Raw genomic sequence first — 18,684 nt, forward strand, 5'->3', positions numbered from 1 at the left:
CTGTTTTTTATTTTTTCTGTTCTATCAATACGGCTGCACCAATAGTTTCTTCGTTTCCAATATCTCTCCGCTCGCTCCCATAAAGGAGATCATGTACGTGCCCGGTATGAACAACTGCATTTCGATAATGCTTCTTTCCCCCACTTTCTCTTCTCTCACCCTTCTTCCCATAATATCCCATACTATAATATTCTTCACAACTGCTGCACCACTAATGCCTACAACAAAGCGACCGGTGGTTGGGTTTGGCCAGATCAGGAGCTGATAGCCTCCGGGCTTCCCCTTCACCGCCACCATATTCGAATAGGCCTGCTCGTTACGAATATTAACCAACAGCAAACGATAATAACTGAGACCAGTATGCGTATTTTCGTCCATCATGGAGTAGTTGAGCGGATTGATGCTATTACCATTGGGCGCCCGGGATTTGACCGTATCGATATTATGGAACGCAGCTTCAGTGCTCAGCCTGCGCTGCACCACAAAATAATCCTGGTCTATTTCAGGTTTGGTGGTCCAGTAAACCTTTACCCATCGCCAGTCTGTTCGATAAGCATTCAGGAAGGCTTTCGTTTCTACCGGCAGGGGTCTGTTGATTCCTGTGAATTTGGTGTAGAAAGATGAGCGGCCGATCAGGCCATTTACCTGCCTGTTATTCACACCGCCATTTGCGAGCGGCATTCCCCTCGTGAGAAAACCGGCAACCGGCACAGCTTGTTGCGCAGTGCTGTCCCAGGCCGATCCATTGTAATGCGAAATATAAGCGGAGCTTCGCCTGGCGGCAAAAACGCTTCCTTCGTCCCCCACCAGGTGCTGAAGGTAAACATACACTTCATCTTCGTCAGGCCGGTTAAGCTTTCCCAGCTCCCAGGTTTTGTTCACCGACGAATCCTGCAGGTTTTCGCCTGAAGTTACCTGCGCTTTCACACTATCGAAAACACCCATATAATAATCATCGCCTGCTGTAACAGTGCTATGAATGGCCCCCGGCGTATAGGCATGAGGCTTAGTGCCGATCGGAAACACAACCATGCCATCGTTGATGGAAATATTTTCGCGGATCAGTAAACCATTTCCAGGATGATTGCCGGTAACAAAGTATCGCGCCGAATCATATCCTTCAATGATACCCGGATTATTATTGCCTATTGAAAAAATATTGTTCCCAAGAAAGACGAGTCCAGTGGAGAATTTCATTTCGCTCAGCACTTTGGTACTGCTGCCTGTCAGTTGCAACCCAAACCGGTTTGCCAGCTCGATCCTTGCGAACGCAGGCCCTAACCTGCTTGCAGCATTGTATGCTCCAAAGAGTGATTGTGATTCGAAATCGCTGTTGAATCGAAGCAATCCTCCTGTTCCGTCCACTCCATCCCCACCATTGCTTTCATCCGTGATGAAAGCGCCGGCTTCGTTCTGCCAATGCTTCCCTTTGAAATTCAACACAGCATTCTTTCCCAGGCCAAGCTTGCCGGCATTGAGTACATTGGAAAAAATGGTGGCAGTGTCGCCAACAAAGAAGATCCGGGAATTATGGGGCACGTAGAACCCGCTCTGCGCCTCGATCTCATTGAAGCAGCAGATCAGGAGAATATACATGATATGACTGAAGATGATCTTCATCAAAATTCTGTGATGGTAAAATAGACGGGTACAGCTGTTGCAAATGTTCCTGCAGTTGTTGTTCCGCCATTCAGTAATCGCATCTTCACCTGGTAGACGCCTGTGTTCAATTGAACTCTTGCAAAGGCTACTGAAACACTTGCGGGAAGGTCTGCACCAAAGCTCACGGCAACAGTTGCCTGGGTGGAAGTTGGAGCATTGGCTGTAGGAATATTGAAAGTAAGATCCAGGAATGCCGGTGTATAAACCAGGCCAAGTATCACGAGGGTTGCTCCGCCAATGGATGTGTTTGCAGGAATTGTGCTGGCGAAGCTGATCTGGTTCTTATTGATTGTACCCTTTGCTCCCAATTTATAAGTTCCATTAATATCTGCTTTTGCAGTGGTGGAAGTAGTGCCTATAGCAATATTTCCGGCAGCAGTGATTCGCATCGCTTCGTTGGCGGCAAGCGTTCCGCCAGTCAGGAATATCGTACTTCTGGTGGCATTGTTATTGGCAATGTACAGGTCCTGACCCGCGCCCAGCAAATAACAATCATTCGCCAGCCCAGTACTAATGGGACTTTGCGAGCTTTGCTGCCAGCCCGATCCGTTGATCCCCATATTCACAAAGTTCGTGGTCTCGGTGCCGTTATTGGCAGTTGCAACGATATCTGTACTGGATTTTGCCCCATTGCCCTGGTTCTGGATATTGATCTGGAAATAGCTGTTGATGCTACCTTTTGCATAGATAGCATTCACGGAACTGGTGGAACCAGCATTCACCAGGAGTTTCTCGGGATTGGTTCCGTCGAAGCTGGTAGCTCCGATAGCCACATTGCCGGCACCGGAGATCCGCATCCGTTCTGCATTATTGGTATAGAAAGGAAGATCGAAATTATCACGGGTGCCAAGTATCCGCAATGCTCCATTGGTATTGCCATTGATGTTCCAGGCGCTGGGTGAGGTTACGGCTCCGGCAACCAGTGGCAACCATACGCCATTTGCCCTTAACATCAGCTGTTTCGTGGGAATGAAATAGATCACCATTCCATCTGGTGGACTTGAATTGTTGATGGATATTGTATCGCTGAGCCGGGGAAAAAGCAATCCCTGGTTTGCTGAGCTCAATTCCAGCAGGGCTGACTTCATCAGTTCAGATGGATTGCTTCCCAGCTTCAACTGCTGGGCCATTAACGTACAACACCAGCACAGGAGAAAAGCCCATGTTATTACATACCTCTTCTGTAACATAGGATCAGCTTTACCGGTCAATTACTTTTTGATGATAAACCAGTTGGTTCCATCTGTCTGGAGTGTAACAAAGGTCCAGTCGTTGTAAATGATGTAATTCGATCCGCCATCGATGGTAGCAGAAGTAGGCGTAATGGTGAGTGCATTATCGATACCTCCAGAACCAATCTTTTTGATCGTATACACTCTTCCTGTTAGTCCGGTTGGAGCGGGGAGAGTAAGCGTAATGGCGCCAGTAGTGGTATTGGCCAATACCGTGTTGTCGGTCCCGGTAAGTGAGCCGCTTGCATTAACTGTTCGAATGCCCAATGATAAGGAGCCTGTTAGCTGTGTGGTGGAGTTGGCATTACCGCTGCTGCCTACAATCAGCGCTGTTGCGGCTTTTGCTGTGTCCTGGAATGTTTTGGTGCCCGCGATGGTCTGCGTTCCCGTAGTTACCACACCTCTTGCTGTGGCGCTGGCGCTGGGCACATTCAGGTAAACACTGTCTGTTCCGTTCGTAGAAACAGTAAGGTCCGTTCCGAGGTCCCTGAACGCAATGTTTTGTGCCGAATCCCGGTTGTCATTGATACTTCGTATCGCATTTCCGAAAGCGGACGCGCTCACCACTCTTTTCTGGATCACACCATTGTTGCTGACCAGCACAGTATCAGAGCTGGCGTTTGTAGTAAGATTGTTCAGTGTGGCAGTTCCATTGACGGTTACATCATTGTTGAAGGTCTTATCGCCGCCAAATGTTTGCGCACCGGCCGTAACGATACCCGGATTGGTTGCATCCGCGGGATGCAATACCAACACCCTCGTACCAGCGCCGGTACTATCAAGCGTGGCGCCGTTCACGTTAGGCACTGTTGCCACTGCGCCAATCGTAATGGTTTGAATAGCGCTCTGGATCTTTTGCCAGTCGGGGAAAGTTAGAAAACCATAAGGCTTTGTAGCCCCTGCTGATCCGTTCTGCACCGGCAGATATACTGCGATGGTACTATCTGCCTCTCTGTTCTCGATCTGTACGGTGTCTGTAGCAAGACTGGGAGCAGCAGTGATCGAAAGTTCCTGGCGCTGAATGCCATTGATAGCGCGGATAGCGTTCTCGAAAGTAGTACTTGCAATGGTCCGCTTTGAAACTGAACCATCAGCCGCAATCACCAGCACGTCCAGATCTGTGGTACTCACAGGCAGGTTTTCCAGTTTCACTGTTCCGTCCACATTCAGTTTGGCGGTGGGATTTGCCTGTCCGATACCTACATTGCCTGCAGCGTCTATACGTAACCGTTCTGCATTACTGGTCCGGATCACTAACGGTTGCCCATCGATGGTCCCGATAAAGTTGGTAGCAGGATTGGTGCCCGTATTACCGGTAAGCGACCAGTTGGAAGTAGCAGTGCTGAGGTCTGCGATCTTTACCCAGCTACCGTTACTGCGTAACCGAAGGCTTTGATCTGTGTTAAGAAAAATGATCATGCCATTTGGAGGAGTGAGCAAGTTGATGGCTGCCGTATCCGAAAGTCTTGGCAGCAGCAAGCCCTGGCGGGAGCTTTCAAGCTCGAGGATACTGGATTTCTGAATGGATGTGGGATTGTCCCCGATCTTTAACTGCGCTTGCACGAGGGTTGAACAACCTGCGAGCGCCACCAGCAGTAGCGCCCGTTGCCAGAGGGTAGATTTTGGCTTCATAGTCGATTGCATTTCTGGAAATGGAAATAGATTAACCCTATAACATTACGAAAAAAAGATGCTGTTATGAAAATTTTGGGCGCTATATAATCGAGTTTTTCCGAAGTGTTTAAATATGTCAATATCTTTCCATGACAAATACCCGAACCAGTTCAAACTGCGGAATTTCATCTACGCATCACCGTTGATTTTTCATTGGAATTCCACCAAAAACCTCAACTGGATTTTTCGCCCACCCTCAACCACCTGAACCAGATTAAACCAAATCTCTTAATCATTGCATACGTCTATATAGCTCCGTTACACCGCCTCATTAAACACGCAGCAATCATTTCATCATTTTCTTACCCCTTCCACCAATGAGCTGCACAGAGGCGGACGCATTAGCGAAGGGATTAAGAAACCTGGTCCTTTGAAACGTAAGCGAAAAAGCCCGGCTCACCTCCACCGCCCCATCCCACCAACCAAAAGCCCAATAAGATCCTCCCGCGCCGGTTCGTTTCAACAGACCGGTTTATTAAATCCCGGAGCGGGTTGTATTTTTGCAGGATGTTTACCATCTATTATTGTTATGATGCCTATTGCGGCTGGTGCTACGGATTCAGTCCCGTGATCAGCAAACTGGCAGCTACTTATAAAGACAAGATCCATTTCGAAGTACTCTCCGGGGGAATGATCCTCCCCGAACAGCCAAGGCATATAGGAGTAACCGCCGGCTATATTTCAGAAGCCTACAAAGTGGTGGAAGAGAGAACGGGCATTAAATTCGGCCAGGATTTCCTTTGGCATATCTTCAATCCGGATGAAAGCGACTGGTTCCCCAATTCCGAAAAGTCAGCTATCGCTATGTGTATCTTCAAGGAATATTTTCCGGAACTGCAGGTAGCGTTCGCCTCCGACCTGCAGTATAGCCTCAATTTTGAGGGCCGCGATCTCACCGATGATGAAGCTTATCGTCATTTGCTGGAAAAATACCAGATCCCAGCGGAGGAATTCTATTCCAAACTGCATAGTGAAGACTATAAACAAAAAGCATATTACGAGTTCCAGCTTTGCAAGCAATTACAGGTTACAGGGTTCCCGGCAGTGCTGATGCAGGTGGCAGAAACAAAATTCTACCTTCTTTCCCGCGGCTATTCGGATTACGATACCATGCAACAAAGAATTGAGAACGTTTTGAAGGAGGTGAACCAGGTGAACGGGCATCACTGATCTTTTTATCCCCCTCATTACCCTGTTCATCCCATTAAAATCCCCGCGGCTCTTGGGTCGGGAAGCTATTTTCGTTAAATTACTTGAAAATTATTTGCAATATGAAAAAGATAGCTTCGGCCTTATGCACCCTCTCCCTGTTTGCTATCGTAGCCTGTAACAACGCCAACGAGAACAAAACAGACGCTGCAAAAACTGATACTACCGCTACTGCTGCGGCACCTGCTACGGACGCAGCCCCACCACCCATGGACAGCGCCGCCATGATGAAGATGTGGATGGAAATGAAAACGCCAGGTGATATGCACAAAATGCTGGCTTCACAAAATGGCACATGGGATAACGAAATGACCATGTGGATGGAGCCAGGCAAACCACCTTCTGTCAGCAAATCCGTTTCCGTGAATAAGATGATCCTCGGAGGTCGTTACCAACAATCCACTTACACTGGTACAATGATGGGCGAACCCTTCGAAGGCATCAGCATCCTTGGATATGATAACCTGAAAAAGAAGTTCGTAAACAGCTGGGTTGATAATGGTGGTACCGGCGTGATGTATATGGAAGGCTCTTACGATCCTGCCACCAAATCCATTACCCTCTCCGGCACAATGCCTGATCCTACTACCGGTAAGGACTGTACGATGCGCCAGGTGATCACACTCACAGATGACAAACACAACACGATGGAAATGTACAATACACCTGCAGGTGGACAGGAAATGAAAATGTTCGAGATCAAATCCGTGAAGAGATAGCCTTGAAAAAGTATAAAAAGAGAAGGCAGGCCATTACAGCCTGCCTTTGTTTTTCAACCAGGACTTGATATTATCTCCAGGCCCCGATAATGGCGCCCATCAGCAATGCTGCCAACACACAATAGCCGCCATTGATCAGGATATGCCTGAATGTTTTGTGCTCAAACAAACCGATCACTGCTATAAAAGCAAACACGCCGATGCCTGTAAAGAATCCAGCGATAGCTCCTTCAATCAGACCTGTGGCCTGCAGATCACCTTCCAGTTTCGTCACCGGATTGGCCAGCAACATTCCCAGGTTGGAAGCCACTACCAGCGAAAGCAGCAGGCTCCATCCAAAGATCTTACCCTTGTTGCTTTTGCGGACTTCCTCCATAGTCATGTCATTTTCTTTCATCCATGCACGACCAAATAATGCCGGGGAGTACCAGATACCTCCGATCACCAGCGCAGAAATTCCGGCAACAAGTACCGCCAGCCAATTCACAGAATACACTTCCATCTTTCAAATTTTTGTAGGTAAAAAATTCCTGCATGGTCTTTACAACTTCGAATCTATTGCACTAATTTTCGCATAACAATTCAAATAGAACCGGGGTGGAAAAAGAGGCGACGAAAACAAACAGCGCGGTGACGAAATCACCAGGCTCCATGAGAGTGAACGATATTGGTTTCAGGCTGGTATTGGTTCCATTCATCGGTATTCTCATCCCACTATTGACCAACCTGGTGGACCATGCATCATTTCCACACTGGAAGATCAAACTGAGCTATCTCTATACAATCGGTTTATCATTACTGATATGGGAAGGCAACCGTTATCTTCTTTTTACCCTGCGCAGCTATTTCAACTGGTTCAATCACCCGCTGCGCAAAGTGATCGTACTGGTGCTGGCCGCATCTTTCTTCACCATTCCCGTAAGCGTGCTGCTGCTCATAACCTGGTTCCAGTTGTTCCAGGATGGAAAAGTGAAATGGGATGTGATAAACGAAAGCACGCTCATCATCATGATCTCTGTATTGTTCATCATGCACGTATACGAAACCGTATTCCTGGTGAAGGAATCCGAAAGCGAAATGGTGAAAAATGCACAACTGGAACAAGCCAAGGCGGAAGCTGAGCTGGAAGCCCTCCGCAACCAGATCGATCCGCATTTTATTTTCAATTCACTCAATACATTGTCGCACCTCATCGAAGAAAAGCCGCAAAAGGCCCGGCAGTTCAATGATAACCTTGCAGATGTTTACCGGTATATCCTGCAGAGTAAAAAAAGAGAATTAGTATTGCTGCGCGAAGAATTGAATTTTCTGAATGACTATTTTTACCTCCTGCAAATCCGGTTCGAAGATGCCGTGCAACTGAAAGTCGATATTGCAGAAGATTTGTACGACCAGTTTTTGATCCCGCCCATCTCATTGCAGGTACTGGCTGAGAACGCCATCAAACACAATGAGTTTTCAGTTTCCCTGCCCCTGATGGTGGAAGTACAATTACAACATGGATGGCTAATAGTCAGGAATCCCATCCGGAAGAAAGTACTGCGGAAACCCTCATCAAGAATTGGCCTGGCCAATCTGCAGGATAGATATAAACTGACCACCAGCCGCGACATTATCATCACCGAAGAAGAAGAACATTTTGTAGTGCGGTTGCCGGTCCTCAAAATCACCTGATATGACAGTTATCATTGTTGAAGACGAAAAACCTGCAGCAGAAAAGCTGATAAAATCACTGGCTTCCATCGACCCCAATGTTCAGGTGGCGGCCGTGCTGCCCAGTGTAAAGGACACTGTTAGCTGGCTGCATCAAAATCCCGTTCCGGAACTGATCTTCATGGATATCGAGCTCACAGATGGCCTCAGCTTCCGCGTATTCGAAAAGGTGAGCATCAATTGTCCCGTCATTTTTGTGACAGCTTATGATGAATACTGGCAGGAAGCTTTCGAACATAACAGTATTGACTACCTGCTAAAGCCGGTTAAACAGGAAAAACTTGAATCTGCGCTCAAGAAATATGACAAAGTGAAACAATATTTCGCGGCCAATTACCAAAACCTCGTTAACTGGCCTTCCACCAATCCCGTCGGCAGCTTTAAAAAAAGGTTCCTCGTCAAGCGCGGAACTGATTACCAAAGTATCCGCACGGAAGACATCGCCTATTTCTATGCAGCCCATAAACTGGTGTGCATGGTAGACAATAAGGCGCAAAAATTCATCCTTGATCAATCCCTCAGTGATATAGAAAACCAACTGGACCCGGCTATGTTCTATCGGGTAAACAGGAAATACCTCCTGAACATGAGCGCAATCAAGAAGATCAAATCCTATCCGAAAAGTAAACTGTTATTGGAAGTGGAGCCGCCCCTGCATGAAGAAGTGATCATCAGCCAGGAAAATGTGAGTGCATTCAAAGCCTGGATGGGGCAATAACGGAAATGAATAACCGGAAACTCAAATATGATTTCCGGTAGCTACATAATATATAGGAGTACGGATCAAAAACGAAGGGCTGGTCTCCGCGGCACAACATGAGCTATGCCGCAGGGAATTTTTTAAGGACGTTGTCTGCCGCCGCCCGGGCCACCACGCTGAGGCCTCATGGAAGGCTCGATCTCTTCTTTCCATTTCTTGTACTGTGCTTCAGAGAAGATCTTCTTAAGCTTCTCATCGCGATCGTTGGCAAGACTGAGCATCTTTTCGCGCATCTGTGAGCGGTCGCCATTGCTTCTCCTCATCTCTTCAAACATCTTGTCGCGGTCCTTGAAATAATGTGTGAAAGTGGTGTCTGTCTTTGCCGTCTGGTCTTTGTCCAGCTTCAGGTCGGCCAGTTTTTCCATTACCATTTTTACATTTTCTTCTACGGAGCGGCGTTGCATGCCTCCGCCCTGGGCATTTACGGCTATTGTGCCGGTCAGCATTACCACTGCCAGCAGCAGGATGATTCTTTTCATCGGGAAATATAATTTGTTTGAATAGATAATAACCGTTTAATTGGATGCCGGCACAGGGGGTAAACCTGCGCCGGGTATAATTTTTGCCGCATCGTCAAATCGGATTATCTTGCATATCCTTTTAAAAAACATGGATTGAATATGGAATATGGAAAAATCGTATCGGTAACAGGGTTACCCGGATTGTTTGAATTAGTAAGCAGCAAAAATGACGGGGCCATCGTACGGTCACTGGAAGACAAATCCACCAAGTTTGTTTCCAGCCGGATCCACAATTTTTCCCATCTGGAAAGCATTGAAATTTATACCGTGCGCGACAATGTGAACCTGGTAGATGTATTCACTGCCATGGACGCCAGCAGCGATAAACTGCCTGACGGAAAAGACAATGGCGCAGTTAAAAAATATTTTGAGAAAGTATTCCCCGATCTCGACTTCGAGCGCGTATACGCCAGCGATATGAAAAAGATCGTGAAATGGTTCTCCATCCTCAAAGCCGCTGATGTTGAGATCAAACTCAGGGAATTTGAAGATGAAGTGGCTGAAGATGCGCCCGCAGAAGAAGTAGCTGCTGAAAAACCAGCAAAAAAAGCTGCAAAGAAAGAAGAAGCGCCTGCCGCTGAAAATGAAGAAAAACCCAAAGCCGCCAAAAAGAAGGCTGCTGCTGAAGAAGGCGAAGAAGAGAAGCCAAAGAAAAAAGCTGCTCCAAAAGCCAAGAAAGAAGATGCAGAAGGAGAAGAAAAGCCCAAAGCTGCTCCAAAGAAAAAAGCCGCTCCTGCCGCTGAAAAAGAAGAAAAAGCAGAGAAAAAGACAAAAAAATAATGTTAATAGCTCAAAAGCACGCAAACTCCGGGAAACTTATTCTTCCGGAGTTTGTAGTTTTAGTACAATAATTAATTCCTATGCATTACAGTGCCGATATACACAAATTACCCCGCCATTACCTGCCGGCTGATTTTGAAGTTACAACATGGGATGTGCTGGAGCCTTATTTCAAAGAATTACTGGAAAGGCCCATCAACTCCTCCTCAGATATGGAACAATGGCTCCAGGATATGAGCGAACTGGAAGCCGTGATCAGTGAAGATGCCTGCTGGCGCCAGATCAAAATGACCTGCGACACTGAAAACAAATCCCTCGAAGAAGCATTTGTTTTCTTCGTAACGGAGATCCAGCCCAAAATTCAACCTTACGCGGATCTCCTCAACCGAAAGCTCATTGATAATCCTTTCACGAAGGAACTGGACCAGAAAGAATACTTCACTTATCTCCGCGGTGTGAAAAAGAGCATCGACCTGTTTCGTGAAGAAAACATCCCAATTCAATCAGAATTGGGCGTTTTACAGCAACAATTCGGAGTTATTTCAGGAAAAATGACCGTTTCTGTAAATGGACAGGAATACACTTTACAACAGGCTGCCAAATTCCTGGAGAACCCAGACAGAAATCTCCGCGAACAGGTTTACCATGCTATTCAGAAAAGAAGGCTGGAAGACAAAGATTCGCTCAATGAGCTTTTCAGCACTTTGGTTCAAAAACGCGATAAATTGGCTAAAAATGCCGGTTTTTCGAACTATCGCGACTATAAATTCAAAGAATTAGGCCGTTTTGATTATACCAAAGAAGACTGTTTCCAGTTTCATGAAGCGGTGAAACAACATGTGCTGCCCCTGGTAAATGCAATCAATAAGAAGAAAAAAGAGAAACTGGGTCTGGATAGTCTTCGCCCCTGGGATACAGAAGCTGAACCTGCTGGTATTACTCCCCTCAGTCCTTTCAAATCAGGGAAAGAGCTTTTGGACAAATCAGTGGCAGTTTTTGAAAAATTAAGGCCATTTTTTGCCGATTGTCTGCGAAAAATGGAAGAATTGAAGCATTTTGACCTGGAGAGCAGAAAAGGAAAAGCGCCTGGTGGTTACAATTGTCCATTAGCAGAAAGTGGTGCGCCATTTATTTTCATGAATGCTGCCGGACAGATGCACGATGTTACAACAATGGTTCATGAAGGAGGTCACGCTATTCACTCTTTTCTGGCGCATCCGCTCAGGTTGAGCGCATTCAAGGAGTACCCGATGGAAATTGCGGAAGTGGCCAGCATGAGCATGGAGTTGTTCTCGATGGATAGCTGGGATGTGTTCTTTGATAAAAAAGAGGATTTGTTAAGGGCAAAAGAGCATCAACTGGAAAGAGTGATCACCATTTTCCCATGGATTGCCACAATCGATAAATTTCAGCATTGGGTTTATGAAAACCCTAATCATACACAGGAAGAAAGGGCGGAAAAATGGATGGAAATCCTGAAGGAGTTCTCTTCTGATGAAATTGATTTCTCCGGATTGGAAACTTACAGAACTTATGGATGGCAGCGCCAGTTGCATCTTTTTGAAGTACCATTGTACTATATTGAGTATGGTATTGCCCAACTCGGAGCGATAGGTCTTTGGATGCAGTTCCGTGAAAACAAGGAGGCGGCTTTAGACAACTATATGAAAGCGCTCAGTTTAGGAGGAACAAGAACGCTTCCTGAGTTGTATCAGGCGGCTGGGCTTGTGTTCAATTTTTCGCCTGATCATATTCAAAAACTTATGGAATTTGTTAAGAAAGAGATTCAAGAATTACGTTAATTGTTGAGCGAAAAAAATACCCAGTTAGTGGTATACAATTTATTCACGCTAACAATTATCTTTGTTATTCAAAATCTACAACTGATAGGATGAAGAAATTCATCTGACATCATAAAATAGCTACTAATCAGAGCCTTAACCAAAAGTCCCGTTGTTTCCACATCGGGGCTTTAATTTTTGGCTAAAACCTACGCGTTTAAAACAGCTATTGATTCTCAATCTATACTAGAACGTTAGGTTGATATTTCACATGCCATCAATGACATTCGTTGCAAACTCCTGAAACGATCATCTGGAATTCTGCGGGCTGAAATCCTTTGGGGAGCTTCACTTCAGGGATTATAACATGCTCCAGGCAAATGGTGTTGCCACAATTATTACAAACAAAGTGAACGTGATTATCGTGATGATGGCCTTCTGTACAATCGTCTTTGCAGAGCGCATAGAGCACAGCGTTATCAGGGGTTGGGATAGTGTGAATGATACCCTTTTCCATGAACACTTGTAGTGTACGGTACACCGTTACCCTGTCGAATTTCTCTCCGGTTTTCTTTTCAATATCACCATGCGCCAATGCGCCATTGGCTTGTAGAAAAAGTTCGAGTATCCTCCTGCGACTATCGGTTACGCTTAACTGATTATGCTTGAGAATATGCCCAATCTGGCTTTCGATTTGTTTACTTGTGTTCATGGTATCTCCAATATTGATAGCCGGCAATGCATTAATTGCCGAACATATTGTTCTTGAAACGTTCCTGTTTTACAGGTTCTGCCAGCAGATCGCGAATATCTTTCTTCATTTGCTCCAACTCATCTTTCTTCAGTCCATCATAGATCTTGCGCACGCGGCCTGATTTGTCAACCAGAGCAAAGAACTGCGTGTGCAGGAATTGCTGGTCTATGCTTACGATATTGTTCTTCGGATCATCCAGCAGATAGCTGTTACGGGCTGCATTGTAGAGGCTGTCTTTTCTTCCTGTAACAAACATCCATCTGTCTGTGTTCACATTCAGAGAGTCTTGAGCATATACCTTTAATCTTGCAGCGCTGTCCGTTTCCGGATCGCTTGTGTGAGAAAGGATCATAAAGCCAGGTTCATTCTTGAATTCTTCATAGATTGGAAGCAGGTTCCTGTTCATGATCGGACAGATACTCTTACAGGTTGTGAAAAAGAATTCCGCCACATATACCTTTCCCTGGATCACTCTTTCGTCTACTGGTTTTCCATCCTGGTTCTCGAAGTGAAATGGCTGCACATAACTAAGCACAGGGAGTTTCACTTTTCCGTACCCGGGTATTACCTTCGTGAGCCCGTAATAAAAACCAACAGTCAGCAATACAAAAAAACCCAGGTAAAAAAACAATTTCTTCTTCTTCATTTCTACAATTGGTTAGCGGTGATGTTACTGCCTGCAAATTTACGCCGGGATCAACCCATAACCATCATTTTTCCAGTTTTGACAAATTATTTGCAACAAAGTTGCAGAACATTCTTTCCCTCCCGTATCTTTGCAGGATGAACAGGATTAACTGGGATGCCTGGGGAGTAGCCACATCTTTGGCTTGCGCAATTCACTGCGCCATTTTACCATTATTATTAACAAGTCTGCCCATATTCGGGATCAATATCATCGAAAACGAACCTTTCGAGTACTTCATGATCTTCCTGGCTTTTGCCATAGGATCTTATTCCTTATGGCATGGATACAAGAAGCATCATCATAGCCTGATGCCCTGGGCGCTATTTGCAGCCGGTATCATTTTATTGATTGCCAAACAGGTATGGCATGATTTCCAGTTCTGGATCCTGCCTTTTGCCGTGATCTTCATCATTGCGGCGCATTTACTAAATTATCGCTTTTGCCGGGTGCACAACCATGCACATGCGGATGATTGCGATCACTCAACTCCCGTTTAGCCATTTTCCTTCCTTGCCAATCTAATTCCAGAATTAAAAAACAATTGCTGGCCGGTCTTTGTTATTTTTGCAGCATAAACACGTGAATTATGATTAAAACAGGAAATCCTGTCATCAGCATTTATACCGAAATGACTCCTAACCCGGAAACGATGAAATTCGTGGCCAATAAGCTGTTATACCCGGGTAAAAGCATTGATTTTCCTGATGTAGAGAGCGCAAAACCCTCTCCTCTTGCTGTAGAATTGTTTGGATTCCCTTTTATCAGGGCCGTTTTTATCGCCAGCAATTTCGTTACGCTGACTAAAACGACCGATACCGAATGGAGTGATGTGATCCCTACGATCCGTCAGTTCCTGAAAGAATACCTGGAAGACAACAGCAAGCCAGTGATCAATGAGGACGAAGTAGCCGCCATCAAACCTGAAAGCAGCAACCTGGTTGCCGCTGACGATGACGATGTGGTAAAACGTATCAAGGAGCTGCTGGAGAACTACGTGAAACCTGCCGTTGAAATGGACGGAGGCGCTATCCAGTTCAAAAGCTATGAAGAGGGAGTAGTGAACCTGATGTTACAGGGAAGTTGCAGTGGTTGTCCTTCTTCCATGATCACCCTGAAAGCGGGAATAGAAGGCATGATGAAAAGAATGATCCCTGAAGTGAAAGAGGTTGTTGCAGAAGCTGAATAATCTTTAGATCAGATATTTTTGAAAGCCGTTCCTGCCAGAGCGGCTTTTTTTGTGCTCTTGATTTTGCAGGCGATGGCTTGACTTTTGCTCACTTTAACCGTATATTAGTTAAATTACCCGCTATGGTTGTTATTTATTCTATCCTTCTGGTAATTGTCCTGCTGATAGTAGCAGCTTTGTTGCTGGCAGCATTTCTGCCATCTGCTTACAATATCGAAAAGAATATCATCATAAGCAAACCGGTTATGGAGGTGATGGACAAGGTTGCAGATCTTCATTACTACGCAAAATGGAATCCCTGGCAAAAATCGGAGCCTGAAAGCAGCCAGGAAATCACCGGCACACCAAAAACAAAAGGCCATCGTTACGCCTGGAAGGGCAAAAAAATCGGAGAAGGCTCGCTTACCTTACGCGATATCGATTCCAAACATGTTCACTTCGATCTCCAATTCATCAAACCCTGGAAGTCCAGCGCTAATGATAACTGGCAATTTGAAGAATGGGGTAACTCTGAAACCAAGATCACCTGGCAGAACAATGGTGAACTGGCTTATCCAATGGGTAGATTGATGGGCCCTATTCTCAACAAGACCTTACAGAAACAATTTGAACAGGGATTGCTGAACCTGAAAGAGCTTTGCGAAAAATAAATTCAAGCTATTTAAGATCATTCAGGCATCGCTTTTTTGAAAATGCCGATGGCAACAGAAGGAACGAACCGCATCAGCAGGATTGCCAATCGCTCCTGTGAAAAAGGTTTCCCCACGTATTTTTCATATTTCCCCTTTTCAACAGCTTTCAATATTTGTTTCGCCGTTTTGTCTGGCGGGTAGCCATTACCGATATTCTTTCCCAGGTTGTTCAATTTTTCACCAGTGGCCGTAACAGCATTCCTGCTTACGTTTGTTCGTATATACCCGGGGGTTATGATGGTAACCTTGCAATTGAATCCCCATACTTCTGCCCGTAAGCAATCGAAGAAGCCATGCAGTGCATGTTTTGCTGCGGCATAAGCGGAACGCATCGGCGTGCCGATCTTTCCCATCACGCTGCTGATCACTACAAAGTGCCCGGTTTGTCTTTGCCGGAAATGCGGCAACAGTAAACGGGTGAGTTCGATATAACTGAAATAGTCCACTTCCATTACTTTGCGCTGTACTTCCGGCAAAGTATCGATCACTTTGGATCGCTGACTGATGCCTCCGTTGTGGACCATGATATCTACTTGCCCAAATGCTTCCAAAGCATTGCTGGTAGCCAGTTCCAGCGTTTCTGCCTTTTCCAGGTCGAGAACAACGGTGCGTACTTTTCCGGGTTGGCCACAGGATTGTTGAACGCGCTTCAGTTCTTCCTCGCGTCGGGAAGAAACGATCACACGGGCTCCGCGCTGCACCAGTTCATTGGTGAGCGCTTCTCCTATCCCGGAGGAAGCGCCGGTGATCCAGACTACTTTATTTTCATAGAAAGCCATGATATCGATTTGAAAGACTAATATCTGAAATCCTTTTCAACAAAAGGTCATTTCACAAAAAACGGGTGGGCATTGCCAGTGTCTGGTTCTCCAGGATCGAGAATATCTGGGTGTATCCTACAGGGCTGATGAACATGCTGGTGGATTGCCACCAATATTGCCTCAATTCCCCTTTACTTTGTAAAAAATCTGGTGTTCACCAGCGTGTATTATTTCATACTGCTGATACTGGCCACCGGAGGATTGATCGAATGGAAAAAAAGAGCAGCGCGGTAGCATGAAAAAGATAGTGATCATAGGACCTGAATCAACAGGCAAAAGCACACTCTGCCAGCAACTGGCGGATCATTTCGGTACCGATTGGGTTCCTGAATATGCACGTGAATATTTATTGGAGCATGGAACGGAATATCATTATGATGATCTGCTCACCATCGCTAAAGGCCAGGTGGTGCTGGAAGACAAACATGCCGCTGCGTTTCCGCAAAACTATGCACCCAACAGTCCGCTTTTCATCGATACAGACCTGTATGTGATGAAGGTCTGGTGCGAGTTCGTTTATCAGAAATGCCATCAGTGGATCCTGGACAATATCGTTACCCGCCGGTACGATCTCTACCTTCTCTGTAATATAGATCTGCCCTGGGTGAAAGATGAATTACGAGAATACCCCGACCTGTTGTCGCGTCAACAACTCTATCATATTTACAAGGACATCATGATCAACCAGGCCGTTCCCTGGGTGGATATTTCCGGAGATTACGAAGAGCGTTTCCGGCGTGCTCAAAAAGCAGTAAAAAATTTACTTACTTCATAAACATCTCCGGAATCACGGTTGTTGTAGGTGTTTATGCTGACCTTTGTTCGGAAGCACCATAGCTTACTGTTTTTCCTGGGATGGCTCACCATAAATATTATTCAGGCCGGCTTTACTGAATTGATAGATGATGAAGCGTACTACTGGGTCTATTCCCGGTTTCCTGACTGGGGATATTTCGATCATCCCCCCATGATCGCAATCCTGATCAGGCTGGGTTATGGACTCTTCGGAAACGCTCTGGGTGTAAGGCTTTTCGCTGTATTACTCAATACCGCCACGATCTACATTACGAGGCAATTGCTCCCCAAACAAAATGATTATCTTTTTTATGCAGTGGCTGCCACTATTGCCGTTGCGCAAATCGGTGGCATCATAGCGGCCCCCGATGCACCACTCATCTTTACGATAGCATTGTTCTTTTTATTGTACAAACGATTCCGGGAACAGCTCAATATCACCAATACCTTATTGCTTGGAGCTGGCATGGCGCTGATGTTGTACAGCAAGTACCACGGTGTGCTCATCATCTTTTTTACCCTTCTCTCAGACCTAACTCTTTTCAAAAGATACCAGACATACCTGGCGGGGTTAGTGACGCTCCTGCTCTTCATGCCGCATATTTACTGGCAATTCACACATGGATTTCCATCTGTTCAGTACCATTTGTTTGAACGAAATGCCAGCGAATACAAGATCAGTTATACTGTAGAGTACCTGCTGGGGCAAATTGCTTTGACGGGTCCGTTGATGGGCTGGCTCCTGCTCTGGGCAGCGCTTCAATTCAAACCGGTTTCGCCTTCTGAACGGGCCATGAAATTCTCACTGGCAGGGATATACGCATTTTTCCTGCTGATGACTTTTAAGGGAAGAGTAGAAGCCAATTGGACCTTGCCTGCTTTCATTCCTTTGATGGTGTTGAGCCACCAGTATCTCAACAATGGTGGATATGCCCAAAAGAAATGGCTGATCAAAATGGTGCCACTTACTTTAGGATTGGTCCTGCTGGTACGCATCTACCTGCTCTCCTTCATTCCTTCTACCGGCAGGTCCCACAAAGCGGATGAAGTACATGGTAACAAAACCTGGGTGAAAGCGGTGGAAGAACGTGCAGCAGGATTACCGGTGGTATTCATCAATTCTTATCAACGTGCTTCCAAATTCTGGTTTTACGCGCAACAGCCGGCTTATTCTTTGAATGGGGTGGATTACCGGCGGAACAATTTCAATTTCTGGCCGGTGGAAGATTCATTCATGGGAAAGAAAGTAATGGTGATCTCGAGAACACATCCCAGGCTGAATGCCAATTTCGATCGGCCGATCCCCCATACGGATTCGCTGATCAGTTTCGTTTCAGAAAAATTCTTTGCCTTTAGCCGTGTGATGCTCACTGCTACCGTAAAACCCCGTCTGCAGAATGGAATGTTCACCGGAACTTTCAGCATTCAATCCCCGGAACATTACCTGGCTTTTTATAAACAGCTGCAAAATGGCCAGGCAGGTTTGGTAGTAAGCTTTATTACAGACAATCATCTGCCTTATAATCTGGCTGTTCCTTTTTCTTTGAAAGACGTGGACGAGGTAAAACAACAGCTTAGCATAAATATCCCCGTTAGTTTGCCCCCCGGCAGATACGATGCAAAACTGGGTATCAGCAGTTCCATACCGGAGGTCTATACCCTGAACTCTACCAGTTTCGGGTTTACAATAAAATGAT

At 45.8% G+C, this 18,684-nt stretch carries 20 protein-coding genes; 12 read left to right on the forward strand and 8 right to left on the reverse strand.

The window, feature by feature from the left end:
- Nucleotides 1-24 precede the first annotated feature (24 nt).
- Genes D9Y29_RS23115 through D9Y29_RS23125 form a run of 3 tightly spaced genes read right to left on the reverse strand, consistent with a single transcriptional unit; the run spans nucleotide 25 to nucleotide 4,526 of the window.
- Nucleotides 25-1,620 (reverse strand): T9SS type A sorting domain-containing protein, encoded by a 1,596-nt coding sequence (locus tag D9Y29_RS23115; protein ID WP_241238026.1) that lies wholly within the window; start codon nucleotides 1,618-1,620, stop codon nucleotides 25-27.
- Nucleotides 1,620-2,852 carry a hypothetical protein gene (locus tag D9Y29_RS23120; protein WP_127132613.1) on the reverse strand — a complete coding sequence of 411 codons (1,233 nt, stop codon included), beginning with the start codon at nucleotides 2,850-2,852 and terminating at the stop codon, nucleotides 1,620-1,622. The genes D9Y29_RS23115 and D9Y29_RS23120 overlap by 1 nt, the downstream gene beginning before the upstream one ends.
- A 21-nt stretch (nucleotides 2,853-2,873) precedes the next feature.
- Nucleotides 2,874-4,526 carry a hypothetical protein gene (locus tag D9Y29_RS23125; RefSeq protein ID WP_127132614.1) on the reverse strand — a complete coding sequence of 551 codons (1,653 nt, stop codon included), beginning with the start codon at nucleotides 4,524-4,526 and terminating at the stop codon, nucleotides 2,874-2,876.
- A gap of 549 nt (nucleotides 4,527-5,075) precedes the next feature.
- Between D9Y29_RS23125 and D9Y29_RS23130 the strand changes: the two genes are divergently transcribed.
- Together D9Y29_RS23130 and D9Y29_RS23135 are read left to right on the forward strand one after the other, a co-directional pair.
- Nucleotides 5,076-5,738, forward strand: coding sequence for a DsbA family protein (locus tag D9Y29_RS23130; RefSeq protein ID WP_127132615.1), 663 nt, complete (start codon nucleotides 5,076-5,078; stop codon nucleotides 5,736-5,738).
- 101 nt (nucleotides 5,739-5,839) lie between these two features.
- A complete protein-coding gene (locus D9Y29_RS23135) occupies nucleotides 5,840-6,496 on the forward strand; it encodes a DUF1579 domain-containing protein (RefSeq protein WP_127132616.1) in 657 nt (218 codons plus the stop codon).
- Nucleotides 6,497-6,566: 70 nt separating this feature from the next.
- Here the strand turns inward: D9Y29_RS23135 and D9Y29_RS23140 are convergent, their stop codons facing one another.
- Nucleotides 6,567-6,998 carry a DUF1761 domain-containing protein gene (locus tag D9Y29_RS23140; RefSeq protein ID WP_127132617.1) on the reverse strand — a complete coding sequence of 144 codons (432 nt, stop codon included), beginning with the start codon at nucleotides 6,996-6,998 and terminating at the stop codon, nucleotides 6,567-6,569.
- A 128-nt stretch (nucleotides 6,999-7,126) separates the two neighbouring features.
- On the opposite strand from D9Y29_RS23140, the gene D9Y29_RS23145 reads away from it, so the two are divergent.
- A complete protein-coding gene (locus D9Y29_RS23145) occupies nucleotides 7,127-8,170 on the forward strand; it encodes a sensor histidine kinase (protein ID WP_241238021.1) in 1,044 nt (347 codons plus the stop codon).
- A 1-nt stretch (nucleotide 8,171) separates the two neighbouring features.
- Complete coding sequence (locus D9Y29_RS23150; protein ID WP_127132618.1) at nucleotides 8,172-8,927, forward strand: LytR/AlgR family response regulator transcription factor; 756 nt, start codon at nucleotides 8,172-8,174, stop codon at nucleotides 8,925-8,927.
- 122 nt (nucleotides 8,928-9,049) lie between these two features.
- Here the strand turns inward: D9Y29_RS23150 and D9Y29_RS23155 are convergent, their stop codons facing one another.
- Nucleotides 9,050-9,448, reverse strand: coding sequence for a hypothetical protein (locus tag D9Y29_RS23155; RefSeq protein WP_127132619.1), 399 nt, complete (start codon nucleotides 9,446-9,448; stop codon nucleotides 9,050-9,052).
- 141 nt (nucleotides 9,449-9,589) lie between these two features.
- Between D9Y29_RS23155 and D9Y29_RS23160 the strand changes: the two genes are divergently transcribed.
- Complete coding sequence (locus tag D9Y29_RS23160) at nucleotides 9,590-10,270, forward strand: DUF5606 family protein (RefSeq protein ID WP_127132620.1); 681 nt, start codon at nucleotides 9,590-9,592, stop codon at nucleotides 10,268-10,270.
- Nucleotides 10,271-10,350: 80 nt separating this feature from the next.
- Nucleotides 10,351-12,072, forward strand: a complete 1,722-nt coding sequence (locus D9Y29_RS23165) for a M3 family oligoendopeptidase (protein WP_127132621.1) — start codon at nucleotides 10,351-10,353, stop codon at nucleotides 12,070-12,072.
- Nucleotides 12,073-12,328: 256 nt separating this feature from the next.
- On the opposite strand, the gene D9Y29_RS23170 is transcribed toward D9Y29_RS23165, so the two are convergent.
- Nucleotides 12,329-12,763, reverse strand: coding sequence for a Fur family transcriptional regulator (locus D9Y29_RS23170; RefSeq protein ID WP_164735522.1), 435 nt, complete (start codon nucleotides 12,761-12,763; stop codon nucleotides 12,329-12,331).
- 31 nt (nucleotides 12,764-12,794) lie between these two features.
- Nucleotides 12,795-13,451, reverse strand: a complete 657-nt coding sequence (locus tag D9Y29_RS23175) for an SCO family protein (protein ID WP_127132622.1) — start codon at nucleotides 13,449-13,451, stop codon at nucleotides 12,795-12,797.
- Between the two features lie 137 nt (nucleotides 13,452-13,588).
- Between D9Y29_RS23175 and D9Y29_RS23180 the strand changes: the two genes are divergently transcribed.
- The 3 genes from D9Y29_RS23180 to D9Y29_RS23190 all read left to right on the forward strand — a co-directional run bounded on the left by D9Y29_RS23180 (nucleotide 13,589) and on the right by D9Y29_RS23190 (nucleotide 15,329).
- On the forward strand, nucleotides 13,589-13,990 hold the full coding sequence (locus D9Y29_RS23180; protein ID WP_127132623.1) for a MerC domain-containing protein: 402 nt from the start codon (nucleotides 13,589-13,591) through the stop codon (nucleotides 13,988-13,990).
- An 89-nt stretch (nucleotides 13,991-14,079) separates the two neighbouring features.
- The gene (locus tag D9Y29_RS23185) at nucleotides 14,080-14,679 is read left to right on the forward strand and encodes a NifU family protein (RefSeq protein ID WP_127132624.1); all 600 of its coding nucleotides are present in this window, start codon (nucleotides 14,080-14,082) and stop codon (nucleotides 14,677-14,679) included.
- Nucleotides 14,680-14,801: 122 nt separating this feature from the next.
- On the forward strand, nucleotides 14,802-15,329 hold the full coding sequence (locus D9Y29_RS23190; RefSeq protein ID WP_127132625.1) for an SRPBCC family protein: 528 nt from the start codon (nucleotides 14,802-14,804) through the stop codon (nucleotides 15,327-15,329).
- Nucleotides 15,330-15,346: 17 nt separating this feature from the next.
- On the opposite strand, the gene D9Y29_RS23195 is transcribed toward D9Y29_RS23190, so the two are convergent.
- Nucleotides 15,347-16,150, reverse strand: coding sequence for an SDR family NAD(P)-dependent oxidoreductase (locus D9Y29_RS23195; RefSeq protein WP_127132626.1), 804 nt, complete (start codon nucleotides 16,148-16,150; stop codon nucleotides 15,347-15,349).
- A gap of 144 nt (nucleotides 16,151-16,294) precedes the next feature.
- Between D9Y29_RS23195 and D9Y29_RS27095 the strand changes: the two genes are divergently transcribed.
- Genes D9Y29_RS27095 through D9Y29_RS23210 form a run of 3 tightly spaced genes read left to right on the forward strand, consistent with a single transcriptional unit; the run spans nucleotide 16,295 to nucleotide 18,683 of the window.
- Entirely contained in the window at nucleotides 16,295-16,426 is a 132-nt protein-coding gene (locus tag D9Y29_RS27095; RefSeq protein ID WP_127132706.1) for a nicotinamide mononucleotide transporter, read from the forward strand.
- A gap of 1 nt (nucleotide 16,427) precedes the next feature.
- Nucleotides 16,428-16,967 (forward strand): AAA family ATPase, encoded by a 540-nt coding sequence (locus D9Y29_RS23205; RefSeq protein ID WP_127132627.1) that lies wholly within the window; start codon nucleotides 16,428-16,430, stop codon nucleotides 16,965-16,967.
- A gap of 33 nt (nucleotides 16,968-17,000) precedes the next feature.
- The gene (locus tag D9Y29_RS23210; RefSeq protein ID WP_127132628.1) at nucleotides 17,001-18,683 is read left to right on the forward strand and encodes an ArnT family glycosyltransferase; all 1,683 of its coding nucleotides are present in this window, start codon (nucleotides 17,001-17,003) and stop codon (nucleotides 18,681-18,683) included.
- Nucleotide 18,684 lies beyond the last annotated feature (1 nt).

This window comes from Pseudoflavitalea rhizosphaerae (assembly GCF_003991355.1).
Taxonomy (GTDB): domain Bacteria; phylum Bacteroidota; class Bacteroidia; order Chitinophagales; family Chitinophagaceae; genus Pseudobacter; species Pseudobacter rhizosphaerae.